At 48.4% G+C, this 17108-nt stretch carries 16 protein-coding genes; 6 read left to right on the forward strand and 10 right to left on the reverse strand.

Annotation, left to right across the window (positions count from 1 at the left end; translation table 11 throughout):
* The first annotated feature begins 232 nt into the window (after positions 1-232).
* Both ACI0FF_RS01710 and ACI0FF_RS01715 read left to right on the forward strand, forming a co-directional pair.
* Positions 233-1957 (forward strand): 2-oxoacid:acceptor oxidoreductase subunit alpha, encoded by a 1725-nt coding sequence (locus ACI0FF_RS01710; protein ID WP_419798432.1) that lies wholly within the window; start codon positions 233-235, stop codon positions 1955-1957.
* Complete coding sequence (locus ACI0FF_RS01715; protein ID WP_419798433.1) at positions 1957-2793, forward strand: 2-oxoacid:ferredoxin oxidoreductase subunit beta; 837 nt, start codon at positions 1957-1959, stop codon at positions 2791-2793. The genes ACI0FF_RS01710 and ACI0FF_RS01715 overlap by 1 nt, the downstream gene beginning before the upstream one ends.
* 317 nt (positions 2794-3110) lie before the next feature.
* Here the strand turns inward: ACI0FF_RS01715 and ACI0FF_RS01720 are convergent, their stop codons facing one another.
* The 6 genes from ACI0FF_RS01720 to rfaD form a co-directional block, all read right to left on the reverse strand.
* Positions 3111-4043: a ribose-phosphate pyrophosphokinase gene (locus ACI0FF_RS01720; RefSeq protein ID WP_419798434.1), complete on the reverse strand. Its 933-nt coding sequence runs from the start codon at positions 4041-4043 to the stop codon at positions 3111-3113.
* Between the two features lie 141 nt (positions 4044-4184).
* The gene (locus ACI0FF_RS01725; protein ID WP_419798435.1) at positions 4185-5138 is read right to left on the reverse strand and encodes a hypothetical protein; all 954 of its coding nucleotides are present in this window, start codon (positions 5136-5138) and stop codon (positions 4185-4187) included.
* 86 nt (positions 5139-5224) lie between these two features.
* The gene (gene pgeF / locus ACI0FF_RS01730; RefSeq protein WP_419798436.1) at positions 5225-6001 is read right to left on the reverse strand and encodes a peptidoglycan editing factor PgeF; all 777 of its coding nucleotides are present in this window, start codon (positions 5999-6001) and stop codon (positions 5225-5227) included.
* A gap of 5 nt (positions 6002-6006) precedes the next feature.
* The gene (locus ACI0FF_RS01735; protein WP_419798437.1) at positions 6007-7101 is read right to left on the reverse strand and encodes a class I SAM-dependent methyltransferase; all 1095 of its coding nucleotides are present in this window, start codon (positions 7099-7101) and stop codon (positions 6007-6009) included.
* The gene (gene lgt / locus ACI0FF_RS01740) at positions 7098-7916 is read right to left on the reverse strand and encodes a prolipoprotein diacylglyceryl transferase (RefSeq protein ID WP_419798438.1); all 819 of its coding nucleotides are present in this window, start codon (positions 7914-7916) and stop codon (positions 7098-7100) included. Before lgt ends, ACI0FF_RS01735 begins: the two co-directional genes overlap by 4 nt.
* Positions 7917-8003: 87 nt before the next feature.
* Positions 8004-8993 carry an ADP-glyceromanno-heptose 6-epimerase gene (rfaD, locus tag ACI0FF_RS01745; RefSeq protein ID WP_419798439.1) on the reverse strand — a complete coding sequence of 330 codons (990 nt, stop codon included), beginning with the start codon at positions 8991-8993 and terminating at the stop codon, positions 8004-8006.
* A gap of 141 nt (positions 8994-9134) precedes the next feature.
* On the opposite strand from rfaD, the gene ACI0FF_RS01750 reads away from it, so the two are divergent.
* Positions 9135-9392, forward strand: a complete 258-nt coding sequence (locus ACI0FF_RS01750) for an accessory factor UbiK family protein (protein WP_417819637.1) — start codon at positions 9135-9137, stop codon at positions 9390-9392.
* 172 nt (positions 9393-9564) lie between these two features.
* Entirely contained in the window at positions 9565-10068 is a 504-nt protein-coding gene (locus tag ACI0FF_RS01755) for a YbjN domain-containing protein (RefSeq protein ID WP_419798440.1), read from the forward strand.
* Here the strand turns inward: ACI0FF_RS01755 and ACI0FF_RS01760 are convergent.
* Positions 10065-11993: a transglycosylase domain-containing protein gene (locus tag ACI0FF_RS01760; RefSeq protein WP_419798441.1), complete on the reverse strand. Its 1929-nt coding sequence runs from the start codon at positions 11991-11993 to the stop codon at positions 10065-10067. The two genes, ACI0FF_RS01755 and ACI0FF_RS01760, sit on opposite strands and share 4 nt — an antisense overlap.
* Before the next feature lie 148 nt (positions 11994-12141).
* On the opposite strand from ACI0FF_RS01760, the gene ACI0FF_RS01765 reads away from it, so the two are divergent.
* A complete protein-coding gene (locus ACI0FF_RS01765) occupies positions 12142-13338 on the forward strand; it encodes a hypothetical protein (protein WP_419798442.1) in 1197 nt (398 codons plus the stop codon).
* A gap of 89 nt (positions 13339-13427) precedes the next feature.
* Positions 13428-14159 carry a class I SAM-dependent methyltransferase gene (locus ACI0FF_RS01770; RefSeq protein ID WP_419798443.1) on the forward strand — a complete coding sequence of 244 codons (732 nt, stop codon included), beginning with the start codon at positions 13428-13430 and terminating at the stop codon, positions 14157-14159.
* Positions 14160-14164: 5 nt separating this feature from the next.
* Here the strand turns inward: ACI0FF_RS01770 and ACI0FF_RS01775 are convergent, their stop codons facing one another.
* Genes ACI0FF_RS01775 through ACI0FF_RS01785 form a run of 3 tightly spaced genes read right to left on the reverse strand, consistent with a single transcriptional unit; the run spans position 14165 to position 17101 of the window.
* Entirely contained in the window at positions 14165-14926 is a 762-nt protein-coding gene (locus ACI0FF_RS01775) for a hypothetical protein (RefSeq protein WP_419798444.1), read from the reverse strand.
* A 43-nt stretch (positions 14927-14969) separates the two neighbouring features.
* A complete protein-coding gene (locus tag ACI0FF_RS01780; RefSeq protein ID WP_419798445.1) occupies positions 14970-15725 on the reverse strand; it encodes a methyltransferase domain-containing protein in 756 nt (251 codons plus the stop codon).
* Complete coding sequence (locus ACI0FF_RS01785) at positions 15725-17101, reverse strand: sensor histidine kinase (RefSeq protein ID WP_419798446.1); 1377 nt, start codon at positions 17099-17101, stop codon at positions 15725-15727. Before ACI0FF_RS01785 ends, ACI0FF_RS01780 begins: the two co-directional genes overlap by 1 nt.
* Positions 17102-17108 lie beyond the last annotated feature (7 nt).

Consider the following 17108-nt stretch of genomic DNA (forward strand, 5'->3'; position numbering starts at 1 on the left):
TGATTTTTAAATGTCTGACCGGGCGTGAAATGTTTTTGCGCCCGGTTTTGTTTGTCTGGAAAATACAAAAAAATACTGCTATATAATCGGCAATTTTATTAATATGAACGCACTAAACTTGAAACTTTATATAAAGTTTTGGGCAAAATTGACAAATGTCATGGGCTGACGGCCTTGTTTTTGGAATATAAAGCCGAGCTTACGTAATTGTATTTAAGGAATCGCGAGAAATATGACCTCTCAGACTGTTTCCATTGCCATCACCGGTGCCGGTGGGGCGGGTGTAATGACGGCGGGCCAGATGCTTCTGGACGCTGCTGCCAAAGCTGGCCTTTATGGCCTTATGACACGTTCCAGCGGACCGCAAATTCGAGGTGGCGAAGCCGCAGCCTTTATTCGCTTGTCCAGCGAACCCGTGGCCTGCCCGGATGATCACTTTGATGTGTTATTCTGCTTTGACTGGATGAACGTAGATCGTTTTGCTGCAGAGTTACCCTTGCGCAATGACAGCGTGATAATCGGCGATGCGTCAGCTGGTGAAGCGCCGGATGTTTTGAAAAACAGCGGGGCACGCATGGTTCTTGTGCCGTTAAGCGATACAGCAAAAGAAGTCGAAGGCGGTCGTCCCAATATGATCGGTTTAGGTATGCTGGGCGAAATTGCTGGTTTGCCCTTGGATGCCTTGTCAGCCATTTTGGAAAAGGTTTTAAAACGTAAAGGTCCGGCGGCGCTGGAGGCCTCCATTGCCGGTGTGAAACGCGGAATGGAAGTCGCCGGTGAATTAGAAGCCGAGATCGGTATCAATTTACATCTGGCGACGAAAGATAGTGAAACAACACGTTGGTCTTTAACCGGGAATGAAGCGGCCGGAATGGGGGCCATTCGCGCTGGTGTTCGTTTCTGTGCGGCTTATCCGATTACCCCGGCGACTGAAATTCTGGAATGGTTAGCCCCAAATTTGGAAAAAGTAGGCGGTACACTGGTTCAGGCAGAAGATGAGCTTGCATCAGTCAACATGATTATTGGGGGTTCTTTCGGGGGTATTCCTTCGATTACAGCGACATCCGGCCCTGGTTTGGCTTTGATGACCGAGGCGCTTGGCTTGGCCGTTTCAGCGGAAATTCCCATTGTTGTGGTCGATGTAATGCGCGGAGGGCCCAGTACAGGGATCCCGACCAAATCCGAACAAAGTGATTTGAACATTGCGCTACATGGCTTGCATGGCGATGCACCCCATATTGTAACGGCGGCGAATTCCATTTCCGATTGCCTGTTTACAACGCAGTGGACCGTACATCTGGCGGAGGCCTTGCAGACAACGGCAATCGTTTTATCCGATCAATCGTTGGGTCAGTCGCGTAATGTCATCGACAAACCGGCGGATTTGGCTTTTGTGGCAAAACGCGAAGTAGCCCCCGCTCATGTGGTCGATTACAAACGATATGCCCTGACGAATAATGGTGTCTCGCCTATGGCTATTCCGGGTACGCCGGGTGGGGAATATGTGGCGGACGGTCTGGAAACACAGGAAAATGCCCGCCCCAGTTCGCAAGCAGAAGACCACTATGCTCAGCTAGATAAACGCGAACGTAAATTGACCGGGTTCGATTACGGTCAGCATTGGGCGGAAATTGAAGGGGAGAGCGATTTTGCCGTTATTACCTTTGGATCGGTTACCGCACCTGTGCGCGAAGCGATCAAACGATTGGAAGGCGAAGGCCAAAAAGTTAAGCTGATTTCCATGCGTTTGTTAGCCCCTGCCCTGCCTGATCGTTTCAATGAAGCAATGGTGGGTGTGAAGAAGGCATTGATCGTTGAACAGACACATTCAAAGCAGTTCTATCGCTACTTGCGCAGTGAATTTGATCTGCCTAAAGACACAACTGTATTGGCGAAACCGGGACCGTTGCCGTTCCGTCCCAATGAAATCGTTACTCAAATCAAGGAGCTGGCATAATGGATCAGGCTGTTCAACAAAAACCGTTGACGTTTAAAGACTATAAGTCCGATTACAAGCCGGTTTGGTGCCCAGGATGCGGTGACTTTTCTGTCTTGGCCTCCGTCACAAAAGCCTTGGCGGAACTGCAAGTCGCGCGTGAAAATTGTGCAGTGATTTCCGGTATTGGCTGTAGTTCCCGTATTCCGGCTTATACCAGTGTTTATGGGTTTCATGGTATTCATGGTCGTGCGCTTGCCTGTGCAACTGGCTTGAAAGTGGCGCGTCCTGATTTAACGGTGATTGCAACAGGTGGCGATGGAGATGGGTTTTCTATTGGGGGGAACCATTTCCTGCATGCTTGTCGTCGCAATGTGGATATGACCTATATTGTGATGGATAACGAAGTCTATGGCATGACTAAAGGGCAAGCCTCACCGACAACAGCATCGGATTGGGAAGGTTCCAAATTGACACCGAACGGCACAGGGGTTTCTCCTTTCAACCCGTTGGCTGTTGCTTTGTCTGCCGGGGCTGGTTTTGTGGCACGCGGTTTTGCAGGGGACCCGAATGGCTCAGCAAAACTGATTACGGAAGCCATCCAGCACAAAGGATTCTCATTTGTACAAATCCTCAGTCCTTGTGTGACATTCCGACCGGAACAGACGGAATGGAAAAAAATCATTCGCAAAGGTGAAATTTCTGAAACAAATGCATTGGCCGAAGCAATGGCGTTTTTGGCAACCGATGACGGGTTTAGTACAGGTGTTCTTTATGAAACACAACGTCCGGTTTATGCACCGAAACAGGAAGAAAAATATAGTGTGAAAGATATTGAAGCCAGTTTTGAACTTTAAGGTTTTTACATCATAAAATTAAGGGCGGCACAATTATCTTTGCCGCCTTTTTTTGTCATGAAATATACTTCATCACAAGCCGGAAACAGATAGGCAGCGGCAACTTCTTCTGGGGTGCCAATATCGCGCCCGGTGCTTGTAACGACGCAGCGTTTGTTTTTAAGAAAAGAAGACTCTTAGCGAGGTAAGAGTTTTAAAAAGCAACAGAATTTAGCAATGCTGCGTTACTTGTTCACGGGACCGACTCCTTGAGTGGGCACAAAAAAACGATGGAACGGCTTTTACCGTTCCATCGTTTTAATTTAACAGAATTCGTTTTAGTCGAACAGACAGGAAACGGACTGTTCGTCATGAATACGTTTAATCGCCTCTGACAAGATCGGGGCGATGGAAATATGACGAATGTTGCTGGCATCAATGACCGGGTCTGTACCTTGGATGGAATCTGTAACTGCCAGTTCCTTTAGGGCAGAAGAGGTAATGCGTGAAACCGCACCACCAGACAGGACACCATGCGTGATGTAGGCGGAGGCGCTTTTGGCACCGTTTTCCAACAGGGCTTGCGCCGCATTGCACAGAGTACCACCAGAATCGACGATATCATCGATGAGAATACAGTTTTTACCATCAACATCACCGATGACGTTCATAACTTCGGAAACACCAGCGCGTTCGCGGCGTTTATCAATAATGGCGAGGTTACAGTCCAGACGTTTGGCAATGGCGCGCGCGCGAACCACACCGCCGACATCGGGGGATACGATCAATAGATTTTCTGTATCGTAGTTTTGCGCGATATCACGGGCAAAAACCGGGGCGGCGTGCAGGTTATCCACCGGAATATCGAAGAAACCCTGAATTTGACCGGCATGTAAATCCATTGTCAAAACACGGTCTGCACCGGCTGTTGTGATTAGGTTTGCAACCAGTTTTGCAGAAATTGGCGAGCGCGGGGCCGATTTACGGTCCTGACGGGCATAGCCGAAATAAGGAACGACAGCGGTGATGCGACGGGCCGACCCACGACGCGCAGCATCAATGGTGACCAATAGTTCCATCATATTGTCGTTTGCGGGATAAGACGTCGGTTGAACGATGAAGACATCTTCACCGCGAACGTTTTCAAGGATTTCAACGAAGACTTCCTGATCGGAAAAACGTTTGACGCTGGCTTCGGTGAGAGGAGTGCCAAGCTCTTTACAGATTGCTTCGGCCAGAGGACGGTTTGCGTTACCGGTGAGGATTTTCATGTGAAAACCAAGTCCATAATGTGGTGTGCCCGAGTGATTTCGCGCCGAACATATCAATGCGGAACTTTGATGTAAACGTCTTATTAACGATCTTGATCATCTTTGTGACGGAACAAAGACATTTCAACGCTTGTGGGATTGTCAATAAGGGGCAATGAACCGACGGTTTCGCCGCCCCGGAGCCGCCGTTGTGCCGTTTAAGGTGCGACTCCGTTCAAATTGGGCTTCGCTACGATGGCGTTCGACCATTAACCCAATGCTTTGTACAGCCGCGCGTGAGATTTCATAGGCCAGTCGGCCCCATGGCTTGTTTAAACGGCCTTCATCCAGTTGGTTGTTCAGTTGCGACCGGCCCAGTTCATGTCCGGTTGGATCTTTGACGATCCAAGCAATTTTGATGCGCTGTTTGCCTTCAAAAGGATCAAGGGCGTGCACCTCTGCATCCAGAATATAACCGTTTTTAAACGGTTTGTTGCGCACCAACGCCCCGGCTTGTCGCAAGGTTAGGGTCATGGCTTTTTTCAAGGCTTCTGCCCCATCCCCTGGTGCCCCGTCGATTTTGTTGATGAAAAATACAACATCTTGATCGCGTACAGCCAGTTCGACAGCCTCGCGTTCCCGGTTATCTTGTAGATAACTTGCAAATTCATCGGCGGCAGCTTCGACCAGATTGTCAATCAGGGCTTGATCACCATATTCCCAACGGTGACGTTCTACGTTTATCGGTTGGGAATATTCAAGCTTTTTGCCACTTTCACGATTGGCAAAAGTCCAATAGATCGCCCCTTTTATGTGAGGATTGTGGCGGTCGCGTTTGATCACCACTTGGCCCCGCACTTTATAAGATGGATTGGTAATCAGGTTGCTGGTTGAGGGAATACCCCGCACCCCCAGGCTTTCTGCAAGGCTGTTTCCCATAATCTGTGCTAATGGTTTGGCGATCCCTTCAATAGGTTGAATGAAGATCGTTCCCCCATCACGCAGACGCAGGCTGGAAGGATCAAACCCGGTGCGGCTATGGCGCAAGGGTTGCGGGGCCTGTGTACAGGCGACCAGTATCAAGACTAGACTGAGGGCAAAAAGACGATGGAACATGGCGGTGTTATTGTTCTAAATGACCATGACGCAAGAAAACATCAGGGCGGCAAGACTGAGTAACATCATCATAACAAGATAAGGCATTATTCTGCTTCCAAGCTAATAACGGAAATCTGACGTCCATAGTCCGGCTCGTTTCTATGGGTGGTGCGACGGTAGCTGAAGAAACGTTCTTCATCCGGGTAAGTATCAGCCAAGGATGCTTGAATACTGGCCAGTGATAACATTTCCAGACGGGATTTGACAAACCCCGGCAGGTTAAATTGATAATGCCCTTCGCGTTCTGCGTCTGTGAACCAGCTCTCAAAGGTGGGGTCTTGATTGAGAAAAATTTTACGAAAACCGGCATCGACTTCATAAGAAGCCTGATGAATACACGGGCCGATACAGGCATGAATGCTGTCACGTTTGGCCCCGAGGTCAATCATGGCTTGAACGGTATTTTCCAACACACCGCCAATGGCTCCTTTCCATCCGGCGTGTGCGGCCCCGATAATGCGGTTTTCACGATCGTGAAACAGGATGGGGGCGCAATCGGCTGTTAAAATCCCCAAGGCAATGCCCGGTTTGTTGGTGACAAGGGCATCGACTTCGGGGCTGCGTTCACGTGTCCAGACCTGATCGACAATATGGACGCGATTGGAATGCACCTGTGCAGCACTCAGCAAGTCGGAAATCCGGTTGCCGAGACTTTGCACCACAAGCGCACGGTTGGTCATAACATCGGACAGATTGTCTTTTGATCCCCACGCGCAATTTAACGAGTTATAAAGACCCGTGCTTAAGCCGCCGATACGGGTAAAAAAGCCGTGGGTCGTTGTGATGTTGTCGGCTGTTAAAAAGATGGGATCTTGGCTCATGTCACTTAACCTTCTTCAAAGGCAGCCGGGATCGGCTGATCGGGATGGGTGGCACATAATACTTTAAATAACTTACCCATTTCTTCAGGGGCCGTCAGGCGTTTGTGGGCGGCGATTAGGCTCGGTCGCTGTGTGTCTTTGGCATGTTGCAACAAGGTCTGAAACCGTTGGGCAATGCCAAGACGTTCCAAAAACAGGCCCTGACCAATCGGTCCCCAGACTTTGGCCCCGCCATCGCGGAAACTATGGGCCAGTGTGGTAAAATCCACATGCGCGGTGATGTCCGCATCACCGGGTGTATCCAGAACGGGGGCGTATTGATGATTTTTCAGGGCTTGCAGGGTTTCGCCAAAATCCGGCTGGGCGTAGCCATAATCAATGGCTAAAAAGGCCCCGCCCTGTTCTTTGATCCGTTGACCCAGACCATAAGCTACCGATTGTGCGGTGGATGAAATTTCAAACAAGAAACCTTGATCGTCTTTTTCTTTCAAGGCCGGGGGCATCAGGGCTTGGGCGGCTTGATCACTTTGTAGGACAAAACGCAATCCTGTTCCATCGGGGTCAAGATCGATAAATCGTTCTGCCCAGCCCTTTTCACCTTTTTCAAACTGGCGAATGGGCAGGGCATCAAAAAATTCGTTGGCGATGAAAATTGCAGGGCCATCGGGTAAATGGGTAAAATCATCATGCCATTGGATATCCAGCCCGCTATCTTGCAAGGTTTCTTTCTGGCGGGATTTTAAAACAGGGCTGATTTCCACCAAATGTACATACAGGGCCTGATGAAAGCCGGGTACTGCGCGCGTGGCGCGTAAGGCATCCGACATTAAGGTGCCGCGCCCCGGTCCCAGTTCCACAAGATGGACTGACGCGGGACTGCCCATTTGCTGCCATGTAATCGCCGCCCATAAACCAAGAAGTTCACCAAAAGCCTGAGAAATTTCCGGGGCGGTCGTGAAATCACCTTTGACCCCGAAGGGGTCTTTTTTCATATAGTAACCGTATTTGGGGTGACATAAACATTCCGCCATAAAATCGGATACAGAAATGGGACCGGTATTTTCGATGCGTTGGCGCAGAATTTTCAACAAGGACGTCATATGCGTTCTGCCCCGTCTTTGTTTTGATTGCGCAAGGCATAGATTATGAACCCGACCCCGATGATGATCATGGGCACGGATAGCCATTGTCCCATCGTGGAACCGCCACTTAAATAACCGATTTGCGCATCGGGTTGACGCACCAGTTCAACAATGGAACGCGCAATGCCATATCCGGCGATAAACACCCCCATAAAAAGACCGGGCGATTGACGTAAACGTTCACGGCGCGACAGGATAAATAGCACAATAAACAGGATGAGACCTTCCATCAGGGCTTCGTATATCTGGCTGGGGTGGCGTGGGTTTGGTCCGCCGTTGGGGAAGATGACCCCCCACGCGACATCGGTTTCGCGCCCAAATAATTCGGCATTGGCGAAATTGGCAATGCGTCCGAAAAACAACCCAATGGGTGCACCACAGGCCAGCAAATCCCCAAAGCTCAGCATGGGCAATTTGTGTTTTTTACAGAATAAAATGGCGGCACCGACCACACCAAGGAACCCGCCGTGGAAAGACATGCCGCCTTTCCAGACCTGTAAAATGGCCATCGGATTTTGGCTGAAATAGTCGAAATTATAGAACAACACGTACCCGGTACGACCGCCTAAAACAACGCCGATTGTTGCCCAGAACAGAAAATCGTCAACTTGTTCGTGGGTGATATTACCGGGGAAAGATTTGGTCAGAAACTTGATATACTGCCAACCGCCGACCAGACCGACGATATAGGCCAATGCATACCAGCGAATAGCGATGGGTCCCAGTTCAACCGCAATGGGATCGATCATGGGAAAGGCAATGGCAAATGTCATCTGATGTAATCTCTTTCTATCGATGAAAAGAATTTCTTTTCGCAAATGCGTCGTCGCAAGCTTGTCTCAATCTGCTTGGGATTTACTTTAGCGGTGCGGATTGTCTTTACAGAGATAGTCTTGAACGTAGCGACGCACACCCTCTTCCAGCTCTGTAAAAGGTTTATCGTAGCCCGCAGCACGTAACTTATCCATATTCGCTTGCGTAAAGTACTGATATTTATCACGAATGTTTACAGGTGTTTCGATGTAATGGATTTTCGGTTCTTGATCCAACGCCACATAGACCGCGCTGGCAAGGTCTTTGAAAGAACGGGCTTTGCCGGTTCCCACGTTAAACAGGCCACAAACGTCTTGATGATCATAAAGCCAAAGGATGACATCGACCACATCGCCAACCCAAATGAAATCACGCAATTGTCCGCCATCTTCATAGTCCGGGTGATGGGATTTAAAAAGACGACACATTAATTTTTCAGCCGCATCGGGATAGACATGGGCGACAACACTTTTTTGCCCGCCTTTGTGATATTCGTTGGGTCCATAAACGTTGAAAAATTTCAACCCGGCCCATTGCGGCGGGGTGGTGCCGCCTTCTTCGGTTGTGCGTGCGACGGTACGGTCAAACAGATGTTTGCTCCAGCCATAGGCATTAAGAGGCTCAAGACGGGAAAGGTCTTTGCGGTTTTCAAAATCATCAAAACCATGTTCCCCGTCACCATATGTTGCAGCGGATGATGCATAAAGGAAACGGATTTGATATTGCGAACACCAGTCCCATAAAGCGGTCGTCAGACGGAAATTATTATCAATGATTTTATCTGCATCCGTTTCAGTGGTGGCAGAAATCGCACCCATATGAAAGATCGCTTTGATATCTTCCTGATATTCCGCCAAAAAAGGAAACAGGTCGTCTGGGTGGATAATGTCATAAAGATCGCGTTTGGCAAGGTTGCGCCACTTTACGCCGTCGCGCAAACGATCCACCACGACCAGTTTCTCGTTCGGATAACGTTCTTCAAGGGCTGCAACGATATTTGATCCGATAAATCCGGCACCACCGGTAATAACAAACATGGACATCATCCTTATTTAAAATGAGTGCTCTTGCGTTCTCTTATAGGGTGATCAGGTGTATGGCTTCAAGCAAGACTTGCGCTGAAAAGAACTCGTGCCATAATGCGCCACCGATTCGCCCCTATAAAAAGGAATATACTCATGCAAAGCAAAAACCGTATTTTCGATGATGTTGCCAAGGTTGCCAGCGGTGCCGTCAGCACATTGACAGGTGTGAGAGAAGAAATTGATGGGCTAATTCGTCAACAAATAGAACGAGTTATGGCAGAAATGGATGTCGTGCCCCGTGAAGAATTCGATGCGGTCAAGGCGATGGCAGCGAAGGCACGCGCTGAACAAGATGCGTTGAACGTGCGTATTGCTGCACTGGAAGAAGCCTTGGAAAAAGCAAAAAAATAAACAAGCTAACTTGGAAATAAGGGGACCCACGAGTCGCGGATTTTCATACCGCGTTGGTCCACAATTTTATCCACAGGAATCTTTTTTTCGAATCCAAGAGGCCCTTGCGCAGGGCCTTTTTTATTGTCTAGGTTCATCCTCAACGACAACGAATTAAAAGATTTTTTGAGTTATGAACTTTCTTGAACAGGTACAAGCGGCAGCACCGGATTACGGGCTGGATATTCTGGAAAACCTTGCCGAAGAACGCGGATGGGTTCTGGAACATCTTAGTAATGGTGATCTGGTGATGGAAAGTGCAGGCGATAACTGCACCTATTCCCTCCAGTTTACATGGAGTGCGTCTTATCAGTGTTTGCACCTGACCTGTTCGATGGATATGTGCTTGCCCCAAGCTGCAGGTGCGGCAGTGAATGATTTGCTGGCAACGATTAATTCAAAACTGTGGATCGGCCACTTCGCCGTTATGGCCGGGTTTAATGCACCAGCCTTTCGCCATACCATTATGATGAACGGCACATCCGAACATAAAGCGCGCGAACTTGAAGATATTATCGAGATTGCGCTGGGCGAATGCGAACGTTTTTACGCCGCCTTCCAGTTTGCCGCTTTCCACAATATGCCTGCCCAACAGGCGATGGATTGCGCTTTAATGGAATGTGTCGGGCAGGCTTAATCCCCGCCAAACAGGCGTTCAAAGAAACCTTTGACTTGTTCAACCACTTCGGGTGCTTCATCACCGGGCAGGGGTTTTTTGGGAAGGCTTTCGTGGGCGGTGCGCATGATTTGACCCCACAGGGTTGCAGGTAAATCACCGCCGCTGACGCGTTTCATGGGTTTTTCGTTATCGTTACCCATCCAGACACCGAGGATAAGATCGGCGCTGTAGCCGATAAACCAGGCATCGCGAAAAGATTGCGAGGTTCCGCTTTTTCCGCCCAGACTGCGTTCGAAATTGGCTTTTTTACCACTGCCTGTTTGCATGACGGCTTTCATCATGTCGTTCATTTCACCGATATGGCGTTCTTTCACGATACGCCCTGTACCGCCACCGCTGCGTTGATACAGAATCCGTCCGCTGGCATCTTTAATGCTTTCAATACCGAAGGGGAAAACGCCGAAACCACCGTTGGCAAAAGGACCATAAGCAGCGGTCAACTCCAGAAGGTTGACCTCGCTGGCCCCCAATGTGATGGCAGGCTGTGCCTTTAAGGGGGAGGTAATGCCCAAACGATGGGCGGTATCGGCAACTTTTGCAAATCCAACTTTTTGTCCGATTTGGGCGGCAATGGTGTTGATTGAATCTGCTAGGGCTGTACGCAAGGTGACGGGGCCTTGGTAAGTATTGGAATAATTGCGTGGTTTCCATTTACCAATGGCAAAGGGGCCGTCTTTCAGGGTGTCGTTCGCGTCCATACCGTTTTCCACACCGGCAAGAAAGACAAAGGGTTTAAAGGCGGAACCGGGTTGGCGCTGGGCTTGAGTGGCGCGATTGAATTGGCTTTGTCCGTAATCACGCCCGCCAATCATGGCCCGCACCGCCCCATCCGGTGCTAGGGCGACGACTGCGGTTTGTTCAACATTGCGTTTTTTTGCATTTTTGCGCAGAAAATCGCGGGTTTTACGTTCCGCCATTTTCTGTAATTCAAGGTCAAGTGTGGTGATAACGGTGAGGTCCGTGTTCATCGGTCCGACAAAATCATCGACCTGTTCCATCACCCAATCGGCAAAATATCGCCCTGATTTATGCGGTTTTGCGGCACTGATGATGCGTTCTTTATGTTTTTGGGCGGCCCGTGCTTGTGCCTGAGTCAAATATCCGGCATTCACCATATTGGACAGGACAATGGCGGTTCGTTCTTTGGCGAGGTCAGGATTGCTACGCGGATTATATTTGCTGGGGGCTTTCAACAATCCGGCAATAAGTGCGGATTCGTAAAGGGAAAGATTGCGTGCTGATTTTGAAAAATATTTTTGGGCGGCTGCTTCCACGCCATAGGTGCCCGCCCCGAAATAAACGCGATTGAGATAAAGCGTGAAAATTTGATCTTTGGTGAATTTATGCTCCAGCCAGAAGGCGAGCAACAATTCCTGTACCTTTCGCTTGAGGGAGCGTTCAGGTGATAAAAACAGGTTCTTGGCAACCTGCTGGGTTAAAGTCGATCCACCTTGACGAATTTTACCGGATGCAACATTGGCAACAATCGCGCGCCCTAATCCAATGATATCCAGGCCGAAATGATCATAAAAGCGACGGTCTTCTGTCGCCATGACAGCTTGGGGAAGATAGTCGGGTAAATCATGGACTTGGATGGCTTCACCGTAAAGATCCCCGCTGGTGGCAAGCACGTTACCGTTTGCCGATAGCAGGGTAAGGCCGGGTCGTCGTTCAACGGCGGTGGCTTTATCAACATCAGGCAGATCATAGGCGTAATAGGCGAGAATCGCTGCAAATAACAATCCTGCCCAAATGGTAATGGTTGCCAACCACATGAACAGTCGCTTAAGGGTCCAAGGCTGTTTTGGTGAGGTCGACGGTTTTTTTTTCGTGCTGCGGCGTGCCTTCTTTGGGGGAGCCGTTTTTTTCTTTTGTGCGCTCATGGTAAAAGCTATGCACCATTGTGGGTTAGAAATCTATTAATAGAACATATAATTAGGCGATTTTTTGATTTTCCAACCGCTGATTTTCTGTGCATAATGAATTTAAATGTAAAAGCAAGAAGTTCCGCCAAACAGGTTCTGAGTACTTATGTCTGAAGACGAATTAGAAGAGAAGTCACAAAAACCGTTGATCGAGGCAATATCAATTGTATTGCCCCCAAACGTCAGCGTGGATAAGCAAGTCAAGGCACAGATCATTCAAGGTGTGAAGGCTGCGATTGTCTTGCTTCAGGAAAGTGACTTGTTAAGTCGCGACTGGTCCTTTGATGACATTCTGAATGAACCGCAAAACCTGAAACATCTTTTCCAAGTTTATCGGGACAATATGGACCTGTTCAGTGAAACAGTCGTCGATAAAGCCGGTGATCCGATTGTGGATGAAAGAACCGAAACCGCGTGTGGTGTGACGTTACAACAGGTACAAAAATTATTGGTTTCAACGGCAGCGCGCCGTTTTTTTATTCGCAATGATGGTGAGATTGTCACAAAAAAACAAAAGAAAAAGGTCAAGTCCATGATCTTTTTCACCAAGGAAGTGACAGTCACCAAGAAAGTGCGTTTAAAGGAAGGTGCCAAAAAATTTGATGCCATGCGCCGTGTAATCGGGTTTGATTGGCAGCTTGATTTGCTGGAATTTTATCGTGATCACTTGCCTTATGCACATTTGCTGGTTCTCAATGATGATGTCCTTGTCATTGAGGATGAAGTCGCTGGACATGCAGTGGTTGAAGTCCATCACGAAGATTTCAAAAAAGTAAAAGAAGCTGTCGGTGTCTATTTCCGCAATGTGGTTGCCCATGGTGCAGATGCGATTCCCGGCATTCTTTATTGGCGCAAAGATCTTGTGATGTCTTTTATTAAGGCGATGGGGGAAAAGGCATGGGATTTCTTTAAACGTGATAAGTCCTTTTTTGATCATTGTACCGAACTGGATAATGCCCGGATCGGTATTTATGGCGACACTCTGACCTATATCGCACAAGAAAACCTGACAGAGATGAACCGCCTGAATTTGGATCGTCTGGACGGAACCTTAATCGCGTTTCGCGAAACATTTGGCGATAAAGTAAGCGAGGTATTGGGCGAACCGATGCTGGCGGTGGATATTTTGCGTCCAACGGTTGATAGCTTTATTCACTTGGAAGCCAAAGACAATGAACAATTCAATATGGGTTGCCGTGCGGCTGTCAATTCCCTGAAGGACGAGGTTTTGACTTTTGTTGCAGAAGCCAAAACAAAACGGGCCAATCAATCTTCTGAAAATGAGGATGAAGACGACGCATAAGGGGCAAAAATAATCAACAAGATGGACAGGTTTGCCCTTGATATGGCATATGATGCGGTGTCCCGTTTCTGTAATAGAGTGTATGCATCATGTCCTTGAAGGAATTTAAAAAGAAAACCCTGCGCAAATCGGCAGCCTATAACGGTCTTTCACAGGACTTACGGGCCATTCGCAGTTATTTTCGTGATCGCAATGCACCGAAAGAAATTCAAAAATATATTGATACGCATGATGTCCGTAAACTCCAGCTTGGCGCCAATCGCAATGGCTTGACGGGTTGGTTGAATACGGATTTACATACGATCAAGGGCAAAGCTTACGCCTTGGATGTGTCCAAACGCTTTCCGATCCCTGATAATTCCATCGATTACATTTATTCCGAACATTTAATTGAACATATTCCCAGTCATATCGGGATGCATATGTTAAGCGAATGTAAGCGTATCTTAAAACCGGATACGGGTGTTTTTCGTGTGGCGACACCGGACCTGGATGTGTTTCTCGGTCTTTTGGAAGATGACCTGTCAAAAGAACAGGAACAATATATCAAGTGGTTCGTCGATCTTTGCTTGCATGACTACACACCCTATAACGGGCTGGAAGTGGTCAACCATATCTTTAAAGGATGGTGCCACCAGTTTATCTATAACGAAAAACACATGGTGAAATCCTTGCGTGAAGCAGGCTTCAAAAATATCAAACGTTGCAAGGTCGGTGAGTCTGTTCACGATGCATTGAACGGGATTGAAAAACACGGAAATGCCATCGAAAACCAAGCTCAAAATGAATTTGAAACCATGGTTTTCGAGGCACAAGCCTGATCAGATTACCATTTGCCTTCGCTAAACAGGCGCTGGATATGTGCCCAAAGTCGTTTTAACCCCTTGGGTTTGTTGTGTTTGCGACGTTTCGGCCATTTGCGGGTCGGGTCATGGACACGACGTTCTCCGCCCAGATCAATGGTGGCGGGTTCGCTTAAAATCACGCAATAATAGCCCAGCTCCCGGTAGGTGCAGCTGATATCCGGTTCATTGGTGAAACGAGCATATCCGCCAATGCGGTCATAATCGCTTTTGCGTTTTAAGGCCGGGCGGAAAGAGAAATAGCCCCAGTCCCAACCTTCGGCAACTCTGATCCGTTCAAAGCTGGCGCCGTCGATTGTTGTCGGGTCAACAAATTGAAACAGTTCGACACTGTCGGTGGCCCCGTTTGCGCTTTCTTTACTTTCCAGAAAGGCCTGCATAATGTTGGGGTCATGTTCCAAAATGGCGATGGATTCTTCAATAAAACCGGAACGCATGAATTCCCAGTCGTCTTCACAATGGAAGATATAAGGCGTATCGACTGTCGCATAGGCATCTACAATCGATTTAATCTGGCCTTTTTTGGTCTCGTTCGCCCAAATTTCGTAGCGATCACCAAACAGTTCGCGGACCTGACGATAAACGTCTTCATCACAAGAATCTTCGGTGATAATGCCGCGCTTAATAGGGTAGGTATTGAACTTTTCAAATGTTTCGATTGTGGTCTTTAACAGATCGATGCGACCACAACTGGTCAAGATGAAAGTAACTTCAGGCTTGCTCATGCTTTCCTACCCGTATGTGACAAGACACCTTCTTGTAACAGGTTTATTTCTTGAGACAAACCATAAAGAGCCGTTTAAAGGGTAGAAGGGTTTTTCCGTTAGAAAGCGTAGGATAAGCCTGTGAAATATGGTCTCGATAAGTCTGTTCAAAGGCTTGTTTTTCGCCTTTGTCTTTTATCCCGTCCAAGACCGGGCGCAAGGCGGCTCCTTTGGTCCAGTCTGCGACCGGGTTATCCCCGCTTAAGACATGAGTATAGGTGGTTTCCCAAATATCCAGACGCTCACATTTAGGGGCGAGCCACTGATAATAATCGCAACATTCAGAAACCGGATAACCGGGGCAAAGGGGATGGTCCTCACCTAAGATATCACGAATGGCCTGATGGGTTGGGGCGGCAAAATTATTGGGCATTTGAACGGCGAGAATACCGCCCTCATTGAGATGATCCAGTAGCTTTGGAAAAAGAATGTCATGATTGCCCAGCCAATGTAGGCAGGCATTTGAAAAAATTAGATCGATTTTTTGATCCGGTTGCCATGTGGCGATGTCGGTTTCGACCCAATCTATATCAGGATGGTTTTCGCGTGCTTGGTTCAGCATATCGGGGGAACTGTCAATCCCGGTGACATGGGCATGGGGCCATTTTTGTTTGAGGAGGGCGGTGACATTACCGGGACCGCAGCCCAAATCAACAAGGGTTTGCGGCTGTTCTAGTGGGATTTGGGCCAATAAATCAAGGGCGGGCCGCAGGCGTTCCTGCCCGAATTTAAGGTAGGTCTGCGGATTCCATTGGGCCATCAAATTTCCTTGGGCTGCGGCAGAACAAGGCGGAATGTGGTGCCTTGTGCACCGGTTTGTTGCAGGGCCAGATCACCGCCGTGTGCGTGCATGATATCACGGGCAATGACCAGACCCAACCCGGTCCCCCCGCGTCGTGCCGATCCGGCAAAAGGTTTGAACAGATTTGTCTTGGCCTTGTTGGGCAGGCCGGGACCATTGTCGATGACATCAATGCTGCTGTTTTCGTTTTTCAGTTCCACATGGGTGGCCCCCATTTGCAAGGCATTGCGCACCAGATTGACAAGCACGCGGCGCAATTGGGTGGTATCGCCTTCAGCCTCGGCCAGTTCATCGACATGATTTTCCACGCGTGTGGTTTCGTCATGAAGGTCTGCCACATGGGCAATCACTTCATCGACCAGATCATGCAGATAAAAAAGTTCTTTATCCAGTCGCGGTGTGGAATTGGCAACGTAATCCATTGTCTGGGCGCAAAGGTCGATGGCTTGATCAACGGTCTGGGAGAGTTGCGGGGCTAATTTCTGGACTTTTTCATCCGTACTGCCTGCGATTTGATCAGACATCAACATGGCTTTGGACAGGCTGTTGCGCAAGTCATGGTTAATTTTGGCAACGGCCGATCCGATAGAAGCCAATCGATCTTTTTGGCGCAACAATTTCCGTAATTCGCCCTGCATGGCATGAAGTTCGAATTCAGTCTGGCCGATTTCATCACATCTTTCAGACGGAATGATAATGGTTTTCTCATCTTCGGGATTTTCACGAAAATCAGCGATGTTACGGGCAATCTTACGAATGGGGCGCACCAAAAGACTATGCAGGCTGATATAGACCAATATCCCGGTAATCAGGGATATCACCAGCGAAAGATTGAGAATGCGCCGTGAATAGTCCGCCATTTCCATACGCAAGGGGGCTTCATCTAAAATAACTTCGATGGTGACATTAGCATTGCGTGGACTGGGGCCTTTAATACGTAAAACCCGGTTTTCTTTTTGAAATAGGGTTTCAAACGCATCCATGACCATAGGGATCCAGCTTTGATCCGTCATATTTATGTTCAAGTCGGTTTTGGGTGGCATATCCTTGGACAGAACGAGCATGCGTTTATGGCCTTCGACCAACACAATCCCGTAAGCTTCGGCATGTTTGAGAAGAACGTCACGCAATTCATCATTGACCATTTTATCTGGTGCAGCTTCCAAGGATAAAACAGCCAAATGTGCCTTTTCCATATGATCTAAAAGGTAAACTTTGCGATAACGCGCAATCGAGGGGATATAGATAAAGGCCTCGGCCAGCAGGATAAAAATTGCTGTCAGGATCAACAGGCGGGCCGAGAGACCAAGGTTTATGGCGCGTGAATTCTGCATGGTTTCA

Source organism: Terasakiella sp. 4MB5A, assembly GCF_050058155.1.
GTDB lineage: Bacteria > Pseudomonadota > Alphaproteobacteria > Rhodospirillales > Terasakiellaceae > Terasakiella > Terasakiella halodenitrificans.

Bases quoted from the DNA above. Each gene is read 5' to 3' on its own strand.
- rfaD (WP_419798439.1), bottom strand. From the start codon at position 8,993: ATGTTTGTTATTACCGGTGGTGCCGGATTTATCGGATCAAATATCGTT.
- ACI0FF_RS01725 (WP_419798435.1), bottom strand. From the start codon at position 5,138: ATGTTCCATCGTCTTTTTGCCCTCAGTCTAGTCTTGATACTGGTCGCC.
- ACI0FF_RS01775 (WP_419798444.1), bottom strand. From the start codon at position 14,926: ATGAGCAAGCCTGAAGTTACTTTCATCTTGACCAGTTGTGGTCGCATC.
- ACI0FF_RS01770 (WP_419798443.1), top strand. From the start codon at position 13,428: ATGTCCTTGAAGGAATTTAAAAAGAAAACCCTGCGCAAATCGGCAGCC.
- ACI0FF_RS01785 (WP_419798446.1), bottom strand. From the start codon at position 17,101: ATGCAGAATTCACGCGCCATAAACCTTGGTCTCTCGGCCCGCCTGTTG.
- ACI0FF_RS01720 (WP_419798434.1), bottom strand. From the start codon at position 4,043: ATGAAAATCCTCACCGGTAACGCAAACCGTCCTCTGGCCGAAGCAATC.
- ACI0FF_RS01715 (WP_419798433.1), top strand. From the start codon at position 1,957: ATGGATCAGGCTGTTCAACAAAAACCGTTGACGTTTAAAGACTATAAG.
- ACI0FF_RS01755 (WP_419798440.1), top strand. From the start codon at position 9,565: ATGAACTTTCTTGAACAGGTACAAGCGGCAGCACCGGATTACGGGCTG.
- ACI0FF_RS01780 (WP_419798445.1), bottom strand. From the start codon at position 15,725: ATGGCCCAATGGAATCCGCAGACCTACCTTAAATTCGGGCAGGAACGC.
- ACI0FF_RS01750 (WP_417819637.1), top strand. From the start codon at position 9,135: ATGCAAAGCAAAAACCGTATTTTCGATGATGTTGCCAAGGTTGCCAGC.
- ACI0FF_RS01710 (WP_419798432.1), top strand. From the start codon at position 233: ATGACCTCTCAGACTGTTTCCATTGCCATCACCGGTGCCGGTGGGGCG.
- ACI0FF_RS01760 (WP_419798441.1), bottom strand. From the start codon at position 11,993: ATGAGCGCACAAAAGAAAAAAACGGCTCCCCCAAAGAAGGCACGCCGC.
- lgt (WP_419798438.1), bottom strand. From the start codon at position 7,916: ATGACATTTGCCATTGCCTTTCCCATGATCGATCCCATTGCGGTTGAA.
- ACI0FF_RS01735 (WP_419798437.1), bottom strand. From the start codon at position 7,101: ATGACGTCCTTGTTGAAAATTCTGCGCCAACGCATCGAAAATACCGGT.
- ACI0FF_RS01765 (WP_419798442.1), top strand. From the start codon at position 12,142: ATGTCTGAAGACGAATTAGAAGAGAAGTCACAAAAACCGTTGATCGAG.
- pgeF (WP_419798436.1), bottom strand. From the start codon at position 6,001: ATGAGCCAAGATCCCATCTTTTTAACAGCCGACAACATCACAACGACC.